The sequence below is a fragment of the Promicromonospora sukumoe genome, from assembly GCF_014137995.1.
Taxonomy (GTDB): Bacteria; Actinomycetota; Actinomycetes; order Actinomycetales; family Cellulomonadaceae; genus Promicromonospora; species Promicromonospora sukumoe.
In genome coordinates this window covers 1,169,261-1,183,484 of the sequence record NZ_JACGWV010000001.1, presented here as the reverse complement: position 1 = coordinate 1,183,484, position 14,224 = coordinate 1,169,261, and the positions used below count along the sequence as shown (strand labels likewise).

Genomic DNA, 14,224 nt, shown 5'->3' with positions numbered 1-14,224 from the left:
GTAGAAGGTCAGGTGGTCGGCAGCCCGCGCTGCCGACCACCTGACCTTCTGCCGACCGCCCTGATCAGCCGCGGATCAGCGGGTGCGGGATCGAGCTCAGGAGCCGGGTCGTGTACTCCTCGGACGGGGAGGCGAAGATCTGCTCGACCTCGCCCTTCTCCACGACGCGGCCGCGGTGCAGCACCGAGACCGTGTCGGCGAGCTGGCGGACCAGCGCGAGGTCGTGCGACACGAAGACGTAGGTCAGGCCCAGCTCCGCCTGGAGGCGTACGAGCACCTCCACGATGTCGGCCTGCACGCTCACGTCCAGGGCCGACGTCGGCTCGTCGAGCACCAGCACGTCCGGGCGCAGCACGAGCGCCCGTGCGATCGCCACACGCTGCCGCTGCCCGCCCGACAGCGCGCCGGGCCGCCGCGACAGCAGGCCCTCGGCCAGCCCGACGGCGTCGAGCGCCTCCCGCACGCGGCCGGAGCGCTCGGCACGGTCGCCGACGCCGAACCGGTCGAGCGGCTCGCGCACCAGCCGCTCGACGCGCCACGTCGGGTCGAGCGACGTGAACGGGTTCTGGTAGACGAGCTGCAGGTGCCGCCGCACGGCCCGCAGCCCCGCGGCGGAGCGGCCGTGCACGGCCTCGCCGTCGACGAGGATCTCGCCGGCGTCGGCCCGGTCGAGGCCGAGCAGGAGGCGCACCGCCGTCGTCTTGCCCGAGCCGGACTCCCCCACCAGGGCATGCGTGGTGCCGCGCGGCACGGCGAAGGAGACGTCGTCGAGGGCGGTGAGCCGGCGGCCGTCCACCGCGAACGTCCTGGTCACGCCGCGCAGCTCGATCCGGGGCACGGCCCCGGCCGGCCCGGCCTCGGCGGCGTCCGGCGAGTCGGCCGCAGCAGCACCAGCAGCAGCGCCGACGGCACCGCCCCGGGCCTCCCGCACCGCCCGGTACCGGTCCGGGTTCAGCGCCGGGACGTCGGCCTGCAGCTCACGCGCGTAGTCGGACCGGGGCGCGGCGAACACCTCCGCCGTCGGCCCCGCCTCCTGGACCACGCCGTCGCGCAGGACGACGAGCGAGTCGGCGCGCTCGGCGGCGATCGCGAGGTCGTGCGTGATGAGCAGGAGGCTGATGCCGAGGTCGGCCCGCAGCTCGGAGAGCAGGTCGAGGATGCGCTTCTGGATGGTCACGTCGAGGGCGGAGGTCGGCTCGTCCGCGACCAGCAGCGCGGGCCGGGGCAGCACCGCGAGCCCGATGAGCACGCGCTGCAGCATGCCGCCCGAGAGCTGGTGCGGGTAGGAGTCGTGGACGCGCTCCGGGTCGTCCAGGCCCACCTGCGCGAACGTGTCGAGGATCAGCCTCCGCCGGGCGCCGGCGTCGCGCTCGCCGGTCAGCGCCGCGGCCTCCTGCGCCTGGGACCCGATGGTGCGCACCGCGTTGAGCGAGCTGCCCGGGTCCTGCGGCACGAACCCGAGGGCCCGGCCGCGCAGCGGGCGGAACCGCCGCTCGGGGAGCGCGAGGACGTCGCGCCCCTCGAACTCGACCCGCCCGCGAGCCGCGCCGCCGTCGGGCAGCAGGCGCAGGAGCGAGCGGGCGATCGTGGACTTGCCCGACCCGGACTCGCCGATCAGGGCGAGGCTCTCGCCGCGGCCGAGCGTGAAGCTCACGTCCGAGACGACCTGCGTGCGCCCGTAGGCGACCGACAGCCCCTCGACGCGCAGCAGGTCGGACGAGACGGGGGCGGCGAGGCCCGCGGGCGCGGCGGCGGTCACGGTCATGGCGGTGCTCCCTCGGTCGGGTCGTTCAGGTCGGGTCGTTCAGGTCAGGTGGAGCAGGTCAGGCAGAGCAGGTCCGGTCAGGCGGTGCGGCGCAGCCAGCGGCTGACCCGGTTGACGGACAGCACCGTCGCGACGACGACGAGCGCGGGCGCGTACACGAGCCACGGCGCCGTCGGGTAGTCCTTGCCGGAGGAGACGAGCAGGCCCCAGTCGGACGCCGGCGGCGGGTCGCCGTAGCCGAGGAACGCGAGGCCCGCGATCACGAGCACGGACAGCCCGAACTGGAGCACCGCGAGCGCCAGCAGCGAGCGCGAGGCGTTGGGCAGCACGTGCCGCAGGAGGATGTGGGTGCGCGAGCCGCCCTGCAGCACGGACGCCTCGACGAACACGGCGCGGCGCGTCTTGATCACCTCGGCGCGCATGACGCGGGCGAACACGGCCACGGCGGAGACGCCGGTGGCGATGGCCGCGTTGACGGTCTGGAAGCCGAGCGCGCTGACGATCACCACGGCGAGCAGGAAGCTCGGGATGGCGAGCAGCACGTCGACGACACGGGCCAGGACCGTGTCGGTCCAGCCGCCGGCGGACCCTGCCACCAGGCCGATGGCTCCCCCGACGACGACGCCGATCGTGACGGCGACGAGCGCGCTCGTGACCGAGGAGGCCGTGCCGTGCACGACCCGCGCGTACAGGTCGCGGCCCAGGTGGTCCGTGCCGAACCAGTGGGCGGCGCTCGGGCCGAGGAGCTTGTCCGCGGGGACGCCGTTGACCGGGTCCTGGCTGGCGAAGACCCCGGGCAGGAGCGACCAGAGCAGCACGACCAGGAGCACCGCGAACGAGAGCAGCACGGTGGGCGGGACGGAGCGGGACCAGGCGCGGACGGGCGTCGTGCGCCAGGTGCCGACGACGGTGGTGGCGGTCATGCGACGCTCACCTGCCTCTCGGGGTCGGGCTGCTCCAGCCGGACGCGGGGGTCGAGCAGCGGGTAGACGAGGTCGGCGACCAGGTTGACGACGACGAACACCACGGCCGCCAGCGAGACCACCGCCTGGAGCACGGGCAGGTCCTGCGTGGAGACCGAGCGCTGCACGAGGCTGCCGACGCCGGTGCGGCCGAAGATCGTCTCGATGATGAGCGCGCCACCCAGCAGCTCGCCCACGGTCAGGGCGACCACGGTCACCACCGGCAGGGACGACGGCTTGAGCAGGTGCTTGGCGAACAACCGCGTCTGCCCGAGCCCGCGGGACCGGGCGACGGCCGCGTACTCCTGCCGGGACTCGTGGTCGAGCCCCGTGATCAGCACCTCGGCCACCTGGGCGGAGACCGGGATGCCGAGCGCGACGGCGGCGAAGAACGTGGCCCACGCGCTGTCGGGCTCGATCACCCGGAAGAGTCCGAGCTGGAAGGCGAAGACCTGGATGAGCAGCAGGCCCACCACGAAGGCCGGCACGGACAGGAACAGCGACGGGAACGCCCGCAGCACCCCCTGCCCGTACCGGCGCGGCAGGTGCTGCGTGCCGTAGGCGATGGCGAACGCGAGCACCAGGGCCATCGCCAGGGCCGACGCCGCGAGCGCCAGCGTGGACGGCACCACCTCGGCGATCAGGCGGGTCACCGGGAGGTTGGAGCGCAGGGAGACGCCGAGGTCGCCGACGACGAAGTGCGACAACGACTGCCAGAGCTGGACCGCCACGGGCTGGTCGAGGCCGTAGTAGGCCACGATCCGGGCGATCTCCTCCTCGGTGAACCCGTTCTCCGGGTTGCGCAGCGTGTTGGTCACCGGGTCGCCCGGCAGCACGCTGATCACCACGAAGGTGAACACGTACGCCAGCAGCACCACGACGACCGCCTGGAGCAGGCGCCGGCCGGCGAACCGCAGGTAGCTCGCGTTCATGGTGTGGCTCCCGCCGTCAGCTCTCGAGCCAGGCCGTGTAGTAGCTGGCGTAGGCGACGCCGTTGTACGTGATGTCGTGGAGCTTCGGGTTGCTCACGTAGATGCGCTGGACGATCTGGGTGACGGGCGCGAAGTAGGCCTCCTCCAGGAGGTGCTCCTGCAGCTCGTCGACGACCTTCGCGCGCTCGTCCAGGTCGGTGGCCTGCGCCACGGCGTCGCGCAGCTCGTTGGTCCGCGGGTCGCTCTGGCCCAGGCCGAACCAGTCCTCGCCGTTCTCGGCGTCGGTCAGGATGCTGGCGACCGTGCCGACGTCGATGAAGCTGCGCGTGACCTCGTAGTTGGACAGCGACGCGTTGCCGGAGACCCGCTCGCCGAAGGTGACGACGTCGTACGCCTGGATGTCGACGGAGAAGCCGAGCTCGCCGAGCTGCTGGGCCACGAGCTCGTCGATGGCCTTGGACGTGGCGAGGTACGGGTTGGGGTAGAGCGTGAGCTCGAGCGGCTCGCCGTCCTTGGTGCGGACGCCGTCGGCGCCCTCCTTCCAGCCGGCGTCGTCGAGCGCGGACGCGGCGAGCTCGGGGTCGTAGGCGAACGCGTCGGAGTGGTCGGTGGCCTCGGGGACGTTGCTCTGGATGAGCGTCTCGGCCGCGGACCAGTCCTCGGTGTAGACGGTCGAGAGGATCTCGTCGCGGTCGATGCCGTGCTGGAACGCCTGGCGCACCGCCGGGTCGTCGAACGGCGCGACCTGCGTGTTGAGCCGGTAGCCGTTGACGAAGCCGAGGTAGCGCGGCACGTCGACCGTGAAGCCCTGGTCCTTGAAGGAGTCGAGCTCCTGCGGCGTGGCGTTGTAGGCGACGTCGGCCTGGCCGGACTGGACCGCTCCCGTACGGGTCGAGGACTCGGCGACCAGCTTGTACGTGATCGTGTCGAGGTAGGCGGGGCCGGTGTGGCCCACGGCCTCGGGGCCCCAGTCGTAGTCCTCGCGCTTGGTCAGGACCACGCTGTCGCCCTCCTTCCAGGACTCGACGACGAACGGGCCGGAGCCGACGTCGTTGGACAGGTCGGCCTGGTCCTCGGCGGGCAGGGCGAGCGTCTCCGGGGAGATCAGGATCGAGCCGTGGTAGCCGAGCGTGGGCACGAACCCGAGGGTCGGGGCGTCGAAGTGCACCTCGACGGTGGTCTCGTCGACGGCCTCCGCGTGGTCGTACGTCTTGGGGAACAGGCCGACGGGGTTGATGCCCGCGTCCGGGGCGCCGAACGCCCAGGTGTCCAGGTTCTCGACGACGGCCTCTGCGTCGACGGGGGCGCCGTCCGAGAAGGTCACGCCGTCCTTGAGATGCAGCGTGAACTGGGTGGCGTCGTCGTTCTGCTCCCAGCTCTCGGCGACCCAGGGGCTGACCTCGCCCTCGGCGTCGACATAGACGAGCTTGTCGGTGACGTGGCCCCAGATGTGCCCCTGGAAGCTGGAGATCGAGCTGTTGTTGGGGATCCAGGTGTCGCCGAGCGAGTCGATGAGGAAGACGATGTCGCCGCCGTCCTGCGGCTCGCCGGTGCCCCCGCCCGCCGCGGCCGGGCTGCCGGCGGCGCAGCCCGCCGCGAGCGTGACGGTGGCGAGGGCGCCGAGGGCGGCGCGGGCCGGTGTGGTGGCGCGGGCGGCCCGGGCTGCCGAGGCGGCCCGGGCTGCCGAGGCGGCCCGGGGCGAACGCCCGGGGCGGCCTGCCGGGCGGCCGGAAGACGTGGTGCTCATCGGGGTCTCCTTCAGGTGCGGGGGTCTGGCGACTGGCGCGGACGGTAGCGACCGGGGGCCGCACGTCCATGGCCTGTGCCCGACTTCTCACATCATGAGACACAAAAATGAGACACCCTTGCCCTGGGAAACGTCCCGGCCGATCAGGGCACGGCGGTGCCGTCGGCGGCGAACGGCACGTCGTCGACCGGCACGTCCGCGAGGAAGCCGCCCGGCGCGAGGATGCCCGCCGGATCGAGGACGGCCTTGATCGCGCGCTGCAGGGCGATCTGCTCGGCGCCGAGCTCGTCGGCGAGCCAGTGCCGTTTGGCGATGCCGACGCCGTGCTCCCCGCTGAGCGTGCCACCGTGCGCGAGCGCGGCGCGGACCAGTGCGTCCGCGGCCTCGTGCAGCCGGGCGGGCGGGGCGGTCTCGCCCGGCTGCTTGGGCACGCTCAGGCCCGGGTGCAGGTTGCCGTCGCCGGCGTGCGCGACGGCGGTCACGTCGACGTCGAACCGCCGGCCGATCTCCTCGATCGCCTCCAGCACGGGCACCAGCGCGGACCGCGGCACCGCCACGTCCTCGCCGACCGACCACAGGTCGGCGCGGTGGCCGCGGCCCGTGCGGCGCAGCTCGTAGTACCGCTCGCCCTCGGCGTCGTCGAGCACCTGGGCGTCCAGGCCCGCGGCCGACAGCGCGTCGGCGAGCAGCGCGATCTCGGCGTCGGCGCCCGGACCGTCCGTCCGGACGAGCACGAGCCCGCCGCCGTGCCGCGCCACGAGGTCGGTGCCGCTGTGGGCGTCGATGTTCTCCAGGGTCGCGGCGTTGAGCAGCTCGACCGTCGAGGGCCGCACGCCGGAGCCGGTCACGACGCCGACGGCGCGCCCGGCGTCGGGCAGGGTGGGCACGGAGGCGACCAGGGTGCGCACCGCGGTGGGGGCCGGCAGGAGGCGCAGCGTGGCGCCGACGACGATGCCGAGCGTGCCCTCGCTGCCCACGATCAGGCTCACCAGGTCGTAGCCGACCACGCCCTTGACGCTGCGGTGCCCCGTGCGCAGCAGCGTGCCGTCCGCGAGCACCACGTCCAGCGCCAGCACGGACTCGCGGGTCACGCCGTACTTGACGCAGCGCAGCCCGCCCGCGTTGGTCGCGATGTTGCCGCCGATCGTCGAGATCTGGGATGACGCGGGGTCCGGGGCGTACATCAGCCCGTGCTCGCGCGCGGCGAGGTCGACGTGGTCGGTGATCGCGCCCGGGCCGACGACGGCGACGTGGTCGTCGGCGTCGATCCGGATGCCGGCCAGCCCCTCGGTGGACAGCACGATGCCGTCGGCCGGCGCCGCCGCCCCGCCCGCCAGCCCCGTGCCCGCGCCGCGCACCACGAGCGGCACGCCGTGCGCGGACGCCGCCCGCGCCACCTCCTGCACCTGCTCCACGGTGCGCGGCACGACGACGACGGCCGGTGGGCGGGTGTCGCGCAGGCCCGTGACGTCGGACCGGTAGGGCTCGACGGCGTCGGGGGCGGTGAGCACGTCGGCCGGGGCGAGGTGGGTGCGCAGGGCGGTGAGGAGCGGGGACGGGGTTGTCTCTTGTGCTCCGGGGGCCTCGGGGGTTCCGGGTGCTTCGGGCGCGGCGGCGGGCGGCGTGGTGGTCGACATGTCGCGGTTCTACGAGCCGCTCCCCCGCGAGTCAACGATCTTCGGCGACGTCTCGGATCTTGAGCGGCTCGCGCCCGTATCGCGTCCAGGGACTGAGAAGTTCGGCGAAACCGGGCGGCGTCGGGCCGGGCATGCCTTATACCTGCGGGCCGTACCCGCCCCGGCCGCCGACCGCCGTCGGGCCGGCCGCACCCCACCGCTTCCCGAGGAGACGACATGACGCTCACCGACCCGACCGCCCCGGACGCGCCGGCCGCCACCGCGCCGCTGGTCCCGTCCGCCCTGGCCCGGGGCCTGACGGTGCCGAAGGGCTTCGGCGACCAGAGCCTGCTGTCGCCGCGCCCCGACGCGATCCGCCTGCTCGGCGGCATCCCCGACCCGTCGGCGCTGCCCCTGGCCGAGCTGCGCGAGTCGCTCGGCGAGGTCTGGGACGCCGGCGGGGCCGCCGCCGCGCTGCAGTACTCCGGCTCGCACGGCTTCGAGGGCCTGCGCGGCTGGATCGCCGAGCGGGAGGGCGTAAACCCGCGCCGGATCCTGATCACGAACGGCGGCATGCACGGCCTGTCGCTGACGGTGCAGGCGCTGGTCGAGCGCGGCGGCCGGGTCGCCGTCGACAATCCCGCGTACCCGCTGTTCCTGCGCACTCTGGAGCTCGTCGGCGCCGAGACGCTGCCGGTGCCGGTCGAGGCGGACGGGCTCGACGTCGAGCACCTGGCCCGGCGTCTGGCCGAGGGCGAGCGGATCGCCGCCGTCTACACCGTGCCCGACTTCCACAACCCGTCGCAGGGCACGCTGTCGGCGGCCAAGCGCGCCGCGCTCGTCGAGCTGGCGGAGCGGTACGGGTTCGTGGTGATCGCCGACGACCCGTACCGCGAGCTGCGGTTCGCGGGCACCGACCAGGGCCGGCGCGTGTTCTTCGACTCCGACCACGTGGTGCACGTCAACACGTTCACCAAGACGCTCGGCCCGGGCCTGCGCCTGGGCTGGCTCGTGCTGCCCGACCACCTCGTCGACCCGTTCCTGCGGCTGCGCAACCGCCAGGACTCACACTCCTCGACGTTCGTGCAGACCCTCGTGGAGCACCTGCTGGTCAGCCGCCCCGGCTGGTTCGACACGACGCTCGCCGCGGCCCGCGAGCTGTACCGGCACCGCGCGGAGCTGCTGGTCGCGGAGCTGGAGGCCCAGCTCCCCGGCCAGCTGGAGGCCACCGTGCCGGAGGGCGGGTTCTTCCTCTGGCCGTGCCTCGCCGACGACGCCGTGGACGCCGCCGCGCTGCACGCCCGGGCGAGCGCCGAGGGAATCGACTACCAGCAGGGCGAGTTCTTCGTGACGGGACCCGGCACGGACTCCGCGCGCCGCCTGCGCCTGGCGTACGGCGACCGCACGGACGACGAGCTGCGCACCGCCGTCGAGCGGCTGGCGCGCGCCTTCGGCTGACGCCGGTGCCCACGAACGGGTCCGGATAGTGAGAAGTCCGGGTCTGGCCCTGGTCATCCTCCGATTCGCCGCCTATACCTCCCTCACGGTCAACCGCCCACCGCGCGACCACCAAAGCTCAACCTGTTGCGAGGAGCCCTCACATGACCTCACCGAACGCACCGACCACCACCGAGTCCGCACCCACCGTCGTGGTCGTCTCCGGCAACCCGCGGCCCGGGTCGCGCACCCTGGGCGCCGCCGAGGCGGCCGCGCAGCGGATCGCCGCGCACCTGGGCATCGACGACGTCGCGACGATCGACCTGGCCACGTTCGCCGCGGAGATCCTCGCGCCCGAGCACCCGGCGGCCGACGCCGCGAAGGAGCGCCTCGCCGGCGCCACCGTCGCCGTGATCGCCACCCCCGTCTACAAGGCGGCCTACACCGGGCTGCTCAAGTCCTTCCTGGACCTGTACGGCAACGACGGCCTCGCCGGCGTCGTCGCCGTGCCGCTCGTGGTCTCCGGCAACCCGGGGCACGCACTCGCGGGCGAGGTGCACCTGCGGCCCGTGCTCGTCGAGCTCGGCGCCGTGGTGCCGGCCCGCTCGCTGACCGTCACCGAGGGGCAGCTCGCCGACCTGGACGGCGTGATCGAGGCCTGGCTGGACCGGGGTGGTGAGGCGCTGCGGCGGGCCGTGGTGCCGGCGCTTGTTGCTGCCGGTGTCGGGGAGGTCGTGCGATGACCGCCGAGAACATCGATCTGTCCGCCCTGGAGGAGCTCTTGGCCCAGCAGGACGAGCCCCAGCTCAGCCCCGACGAGTTCAAGACCGTCTTCCGCAACCACCCCGCCGGGGTCGCCGTCGTCGCCCTGCTGCACGAGGGCCGACCCGTCGGCTTCACGGCGACGTCGGTCATCTCGGTCTCCGCGGCGCCCCCGCTGCTGGCGTTCTCGCTCGCCTCGACGTCCTCGTCGTGGCCCGCGATCTCCGAGGCCAGCACGCTGGCGGTCAGCTTCCTCGCCGACCACCAGGACCACGTCTCGGCGCGCTTCGCCACCAGCGGCATCGACCGCTTCGCCGACGGCGGCTGGTCACCCCTGCCCACCGGGGAGCCCGTGATCGACGGCGCCGTCTCGTGGTTCCGGGCGCGCGTCGTGCAGCGCACCCCGATCGGCGACAGCTACCTCGTCTCGCTGCGGGCGCTGGCCTCCAGCCTCACCGAGCGCGGCGGGCAGCCGGACGCCTCGCCGCTGGTCTACAAGAACCGCGCGTACCACCGCATCGGCGACGACACGGCGATCTGAGCGACGGCGCGGGGCTAGCGCCGTCGCGGGACGGTGTTGACGCCGCCCCGGGACAGCGTTGGCGCGGACGTTCTACCCAGTCATTGGGCCCGGAACCACCTGGTTTCCGGGCCCAATGACGAGGTAGACCAACCCCCGGCCGCACCCGGCGATGACGCCCGAAACGAGACGACATCCGGGCGTAATGACTGGGTAGACGGTGGTGTGGCATCTACCCAGTCATTGGGCCCGGAACGGGGCCAGATCCCGGCACAATCGCTGGGCACGCAGCTGTGTGCCGTCTACCCAGTCATTACGCCCGGAAGCGCAGCAGCCTTACCAGGACGGCAGCCCCAGCGTGGCCAGTGCCGACCGCAGTCGCTCCCGGCCGCGCAGCGACCCCGGCCCGCGCAGCCGGGTCAGCGTGCGACCGATCCAGCCGCCGTCCATGCCCTCCTCGCGGTAGAAGTCGGTCATCCGCCGCTCGTAGGCGGCCAGCGGCCGGAGCTGCCGCGCCGTGTCGTAGGTCTCGTGGTGCAGCACCACGGCCTGCGGCAGCCGCGGCTTGACCCGCCCGGGACGCGCCGCCGGGTCGGGGCGGCCGACGACGAGGCCCACGACGGGCGCCGTGCCGCGCGGCAGCCGCAGCTCGGCCGCGAGCGCCTCGGGCCGGTCGCGGACCCCGCCGAGGTAGACCGTGCCGAGCCCGAGCGACTCGGCGGCGACCATGGCGTTCTGCGCCGCGAGCGCCGCGTCGAGGTACGCGGTGACCGTGGTCTCCAGGTACCCGGTCGCGTGGACGGCCGTGTTCCGCCGCTCGGCGAGGGTGCGCACGCGGGCGACGTCGGCGACCCAGACAAGCAGCAGGGGCGCGTCGCGCACGTGCTCCTGCTGACCCGACAGCTCGGCGACGCGCGCCAGGCGCGCCGTGTCGGTGATCGCGACGACGCTCCAGAGCTGGAGGTTCGACGTCGTCGGCGCGGACTGGGCGGCCGCCACGAGGGTGGGCAGCACGGACGGCGCGAGCGGCCCGGGCAGGAAGCGCCGGACCGAGCGGTGCCCGAGCTGGACGTCCAGCACGGACCGCGGGAGGTCGGCCGCGGCGGCGACGGTGGCGGACACCTGCGGCGCTGCGGTGTCGGCTCGTCGCGGGCTCACGCCGTAGCGGGCGGCCACCTGGGCGCGCGCGGCGGCGAGCCGGCCGGCGTGCTCGGGTGAGCCGTGGTCGAGGGAGGGGTCGTGCGTGGAGCCGTGCGCTTCGTCGCGCACGGCGTCGTGCAGGGGGTCGTGCTGGTGCGCCCGCGGTGCGCGGACGGACCGGGCCGCCGCGCGGGCCGGGGGTGCGGGAGCGGTCTCGGTCGGGGTAGTGACCGGAAAGGCGTCGATGGCTGTCATGAGTGCTCCGTGGGGTGGACGGACCACTACGCACTCACGCCCGGGGCCGGTTCGTCAATGCCCCTCTTTGTCGTCTCACGATCCGGACATGGCCCGAGCGGCGCCGCCACGCCCGCTGCCAGGGTTCCCGTCGACGATCGCCCACTATATGGACTCTTTGCCGGATTGGTTGACTCGTCGGATTTTTTCCCGTCAGAGACCATTCGCCGTAGTCGTTGACCACAGCGGTTGCTGCCAGAGTCGCGCGCCCCCTGGCAGGAATTGCTGTGGTCAACGGCGCCGTCGGAGGCGGCGGCACGGTCGGCGGGGACGACGCGCGGGTGGCGGGGCGACCGGATGGCGAGACGATCCGGCAGGGCCATTGCGCTCGGCGGGGGCGGGGCTATGTTGCGCGCGGTCGGCGTCCGCGACAGGTCCGCGGGGCGCGCCGCGACGACATCCGGAGGATCCCCTTGCCCTCTTCACCGCCCCCAGCACAGCCCTCTGCACCGCCACCGTCAGCACACCCGGCCCCCTTCTTCGTGGGCCTTGACGCCGACGGCGCGGGCGCGCACCCGGCGGCCGCCGCCGTCGCGCGCCTCGCCGGCGCCGACCTCGTGTCCGGCACCCGGCTGGCGCGCACGGTCCGGCAGGCCGAGCACGCCGGCCTCACCTTCGTCTCCTTCACGGACGCCCTGCTCCCGGCGGTCGCGGGCTCGCCGGCGTCGGCCCGGCTGGAGTCCGTCACGCGCGCGGCGTTCGTCTCCCGCACGACGACGGCGATCGGCCTGGTGCCGCAGGTGCCGACCACGTACCCGGAGCCCTTTCACGTCGCGGCCCAGCTCGCGTCGCTGGACATCGCGGCGTCGGGGCGCGCCGGCTGGCTCGCCGCGGTCACCCGCGACGCCGCGACCGCCGACGCCTACGGCCGCACCGTCGTCGGCGACGTGTCGCGCGAAGCGCGCGACGTCGTGCAGGTGGTCCGCGACCTGTGGGACTCGTGGGAGGACGACGCGGTGATCCGCGACGTCCCCACCGGCCGCTACATCGACCGCGACCGCGTGCACCACGTGGACTTCGTGGGCGAGACCTTCTCCGTGAAGGGCCCGCTCATCACGCCCCGGCCGCCCCAGGGGCAGCTCGTGGTGCTGGCGTCCGACGGCGACGTGCGGCCCGCCCTCGGCCGCCCGGGCGCCCCGGAGGCAGGCGGCGCCGAACGCCTCGTCGACGTCACGCTGGTCGGCGGCTCCGGCGTCGGCACGGCGCGCGGCAACGCGACCGCGGCGCGCGAGCACTCGCCGCTGGCCGGCGTCGACCTCGAGGTGGTGCTCGACGCCGGGGGTCGCACCGGCGCGGACCGCCTCGCGGTGCTGGACGCCAGCACGCCCGCGGGCGTGCGCTCGCCGTGGGACACGCGCGCCCTGCGCTACGTGGGCGACGCCGCCGGGCTGGTCGCCCTGCTCACCGAGCTCGCCACGCCCGGTCCGGACGGCCGCCGCCCGGTCGACGGCGTGCGGCTCCTGCCCGCGGTGCTCGACGTCGACCTGCCGGTGCTGGCGCGCGACGTGCTGCCCGCACTGCGGGCCGCCCGGCTCGTCGCGGCGCCGCGTGCGGGGGCCACGCTGCGCGAGTCCCTCGGGCTGCCGCGCCCCGCCAACCGCTACGAGACGCGCGTCCTGGCCGACGCGCCGAGCGCCTGAGGAGGCCGCCATGACCGTGCCCGACCGCCACCCCGACGTCCCCGTGACCCGACCCGACGCCCAGGTGCACTTCGGCGTCTTCTTCCAGGGCGTCAACCACACCACCATCTGGTCCGACCCGGAGTCCGGGTCGCAGACCGACTTCGCCACGTTCGAGCGCGTGATCCGCACGGCCGAGCGCGGGCTGTTCGACGCGTTCTTCCTCGGCGAGGGACTGCGGCTGCGCGAGTCGCGCGGCGCCCTGCACGACCTCGACGTGGTGGGCCGGCCCGACGCGATCACGCAGCTCGCCGCGCTGGCCGCGATCACGACGCACATCGGCCTCGTCGCCACCCAGAACACCACGTACAACGACCCGGCCGACCTGGCCCGGCGGCTGCAGAGCCTGGACGTGCTGTCCGGCGGCCGCGCCGCGTGGAACGTCGTGACCACGGACAACGCCTGGACCGGCGCCAACTTCCGCCGCGGCGGGTACCTCGACCACGCCCTGCGGTACGACCGGGCGCAGGGCCAGCTCGACGTCGCCCGCCAGATCTGGGACGCCTTCCCCGACGCCGGCGGCAGCGACGCGTTCAGCGGGACCGTCGCGCACGTCTCCGAGCACAGCGCGATGTTCGACGTCGAGCTCGACCCCACCACGCCGCGCAGCCCGCAGGGGCATCCGATCATCTTCCAGGCGGGCGACTCCCCGCAGGGCCGCGACTTCGCGGCGGCCAACGCGGACGTGATCTTCTCCCGCCACGGCGCCGTGCTGGCCGACGCGCTGGAGTTCGCCGCCGACGTCCGCCGTCGGACCGTGGCCGCGGGCCGCCCCGAGGACGACGTGAAGATCTTCCCCGGCACCGGCATCATCGTGGGCGACACGCCCGCCGACGCCGAGGAGCGGGCGCGCTGGGTCCGCTGGAACCAGGTCAGCCCGGCCACGGCGCTGTCGATCGTGGGCAACATCTGGGGCGAGGACCTGTCCGGCTACGACCCCGACGGTCCCCTGCCCGCCCACGACCCGGTCGTGGAGGAGCTGGGCGGCGAGCGCGGCTCGGCCACCACCGGGGCGCGCACCCGCGAGGTCGCCGCGCGCTGGCGGGCGCTGGCCGAGGCCGAGCACCTGTCGATCCGCGAGCTCGTGGTCCGCGACAGCGGCGAGCGCGGCTTCCAGGGCATGCCCGCCTCGGTCGCCGAGGACCTGATCCGGTGGGTGCGCACCGGCGCCGTCGACGGGTTCAACATCAGCCCGTGGATCGTGCCGTCGGGCCTGGACGACATCGTCGACCGGGTGGTCCCGGAGCTCCAGGAGCGGGGCGCGTACCCGACGTCGTACACGGGAACCACGCTGCGCGAGCACCTGGGCCTGCGCGCCCCGCTCACCCGCCGGGCGGCCGCGACCGCCGTCGGCGCGGCGTAGCCCCACC

11 protein-coding genes are annotated in these 14,224 nt (G+C 74.3%); 5 read left to right on the top strand and 6 right to left on the bottom strand.

The window, feature by feature from the left end; genetic code table 11:
• Positions 1-64: 64 nt before the first annotated feature.
• The 5 genes from FHX71_RS05175 to FHX71_RS05155 form a co-directional block, all read right to left on the bottom strand.
• On the bottom strand, positions 65-1,765 hold the full coding sequence (locus tag FHX71_RS05175; RefSeq protein ID WP_182614725.1) for a dipeptide ABC transporter ATP-binding protein: 1,701 nt from the start codon (positions 1,763-1,765) through the stop codon (positions 65-67).
• A 77-nt stretch (positions 1,766-1,842) separates the two neighbouring features.
• On the bottom strand, positions 1,843-2,688 hold the full coding sequence (locus tag FHX71_RS05170; RefSeq protein WP_182614724.1) for an ABC transporter permease: 846 nt from the start codon (positions 2,686-2,688) through the stop codon (positions 1,843-1,845).
• Positions 2,685-3,659 carry an ABC transporter permease gene (locus FHX71_RS05165; protein WP_182614723.1) on the bottom strand — a complete coding sequence of 325 codons (975 nt, stop codon included), beginning with the start codon at positions 3,657-3,659 and terminating at the stop codon, positions 2,685-2,687. Before FHX71_RS05165 ends, FHX71_RS05170 begins: the two co-directional genes overlap by 4 nt.
• Before the next feature lie 16 nt (positions 3,660-3,675).
• Positions 3,676-5,406: an ABC transporter substrate-binding protein gene (locus FHX71_RS05160; protein WP_182614722.1), complete on the bottom strand. Its 1,731-nt coding sequence runs from the start codon at positions 5,404-5,406 to the stop codon at positions 3,676-3,678.
• 143 nt (positions 5,407-5,549) lie between these two features.
• Positions 5,550-7,043, bottom strand: coding sequence for an FAD-binding oxidoreductase (locus tag FHX71_RS05155; RefSeq protein ID WP_182614721.1), 1,494 nt, complete (start codon positions 7,041-7,043; stop codon positions 5,550-5,552).
• A 216-nt stretch (positions 7,044-7,259) separates the two neighbouring features.
• On the opposite strand from FHX71_RS05155, the gene FHX71_RS05150 reads away from it, so the two are divergent.
• The 3 genes from FHX71_RS05150 to FHX71_RS05140 all read left to right on the top strand — a co-directional run bounded on the left by FHX71_RS05150 (position 7,260) and on the right by FHX71_RS05140 (position 9,762).
• The gene (locus FHX71_RS05150; RefSeq protein WP_182614720.1) at positions 7,260-8,480 is read left to right on the top strand and encodes an aminotransferase-like domain-containing protein; all 1,221 of its coding nucleotides are present in this window, start codon (positions 7,260-7,262) and stop codon (positions 8,478-8,480) included.
• 143 nt (positions 8,481-8,623) lie between these two features.
• Positions 8,624-9,202: an NAD(P)H-dependent oxidoreductase gene (locus FHX71_RS05145; protein WP_182614719.1), complete on the top strand. Its 579-nt coding sequence runs from the start codon at positions 8,624-8,626 to the stop codon at positions 9,200-9,202.
• Positions 9,199-9,762, top strand: coding sequence for a flavin reductase family protein (locus tag FHX71_RS05140; protein ID WP_182614718.1), 564 nt, complete (start codon positions 9,199-9,201; stop codon positions 9,760-9,762). The genes FHX71_RS05145 and FHX71_RS05140 overlap by 4 nt, the downstream gene beginning before the upstream one ends.
• 315 nt (positions 9,763-10,077) lie before the next feature.
• Here the strand turns inward: FHX71_RS05140 and FHX71_RS05135 are convergent, their stop codons facing one another.
• Complete coding sequence (locus tag FHX71_RS05135) at positions 10,078-11,136, bottom strand: NADPH-dependent oxidoreductase (RefSeq protein WP_220489504.1); 1,059 nt, start codon at positions 11,134-11,136, stop codon at positions 10,078-10,080.
• 521 nt (positions 11,137-11,657) lie between these two features.
• On the opposite strand from FHX71_RS05135, the gene FHX71_RS05130 reads away from it, so the two are divergent.
• Complete coding sequence (locus tag FHX71_RS05130) at positions 11,658-12,815, top strand: LLM class flavin-dependent oxidoreductase (protein WP_312876929.1); 1,158 nt, start codon at positions 11,658-11,660, stop codon at positions 12,813-12,815.
• Positions 12,816-12,825: 10 nt separating this feature from the next.
• Positions 12,826-14,217, top strand: coding sequence for an NtaA/DmoA family FMN-dependent monooxygenase (locus FHX71_RS05125; RefSeq protein ID WP_182614716.1), 1,392 nt, complete (start codon positions 12,826-12,828; stop codon positions 14,215-14,217).
• The last annotated feature ends 7 nt before the right edge of the window (positions 14,218-14,224 follow it).

Bases quoted from the DNA above. Each gene is read 5' to 3' on its own strand.
- FHX71_RS05155 (WP_182614721.1), bottom strand. From the start codon at position 7,043: ATGTCGACCACCACGCCGCCCGCCGCCGCGCCCGAAGCACCCGGAACC.
- FHX71_RS05140 (WP_182614718.1), top strand. From the start codon at position 9,199: ATGACCGCCGAGAACATCGATCTGTCCGCCCTGGAGGAGCTCTTGGCC.
- FHX71_RS05125 (WP_182614716.1), top strand. From the start codon at position 12,826: ATGACCGTGCCCGACCGCCACCCCGACGTCCCCGTGACCCGACCCGAC.
- FHX71_RS05170 (WP_182614724.1), bottom strand. From the start codon at position 2,688: ATGACCGCCACCACCGTCGTCGGCACCTGGCGCACGACGCCCGTCCGC.
- FHX71_RS05145 (WP_182614719.1), top strand. From the start codon at position 8,624: ATGACCTCACCGAACGCACCGACCACCACCGAGTCCGCACCCACCGTC.
- FHX71_RS05165 (WP_182614723.1), bottom strand. From the start codon at position 3,659: ATGAACGCGAGCTACCTGCGGTTCGCCGGCCGGCGCCTGCTCCAGGCG.
- FHX71_RS05135 (WP_220489504.1), bottom strand. From the start codon at position 11,136: ATGACAGCCATCGACGCCTTTCCGGTCACTACCCCGACCGAGACCGCT.
- FHX71_RS05150 (WP_182614720.1), top strand. From the start codon at position 7,260: ATGACGCTCACCGACCCGACCGCCCCGGACGCGCCGGCCGCCACCGCG.
- FHX71_RS05175 (WP_182614725.1), bottom strand. From the start codon at position 1,765: ATGACCGTGACCGCCGCCGCGCCCGCGGGCCTCGCCGCCCCCGTCTCG.
- FHX71_RS05160 (WP_182614722.1), bottom strand. From the start codon at position 5,406: ATGAGCACCACGTCTTCCGGCCGCCCGGCAGGCCGCCCCGGGCGTTCG.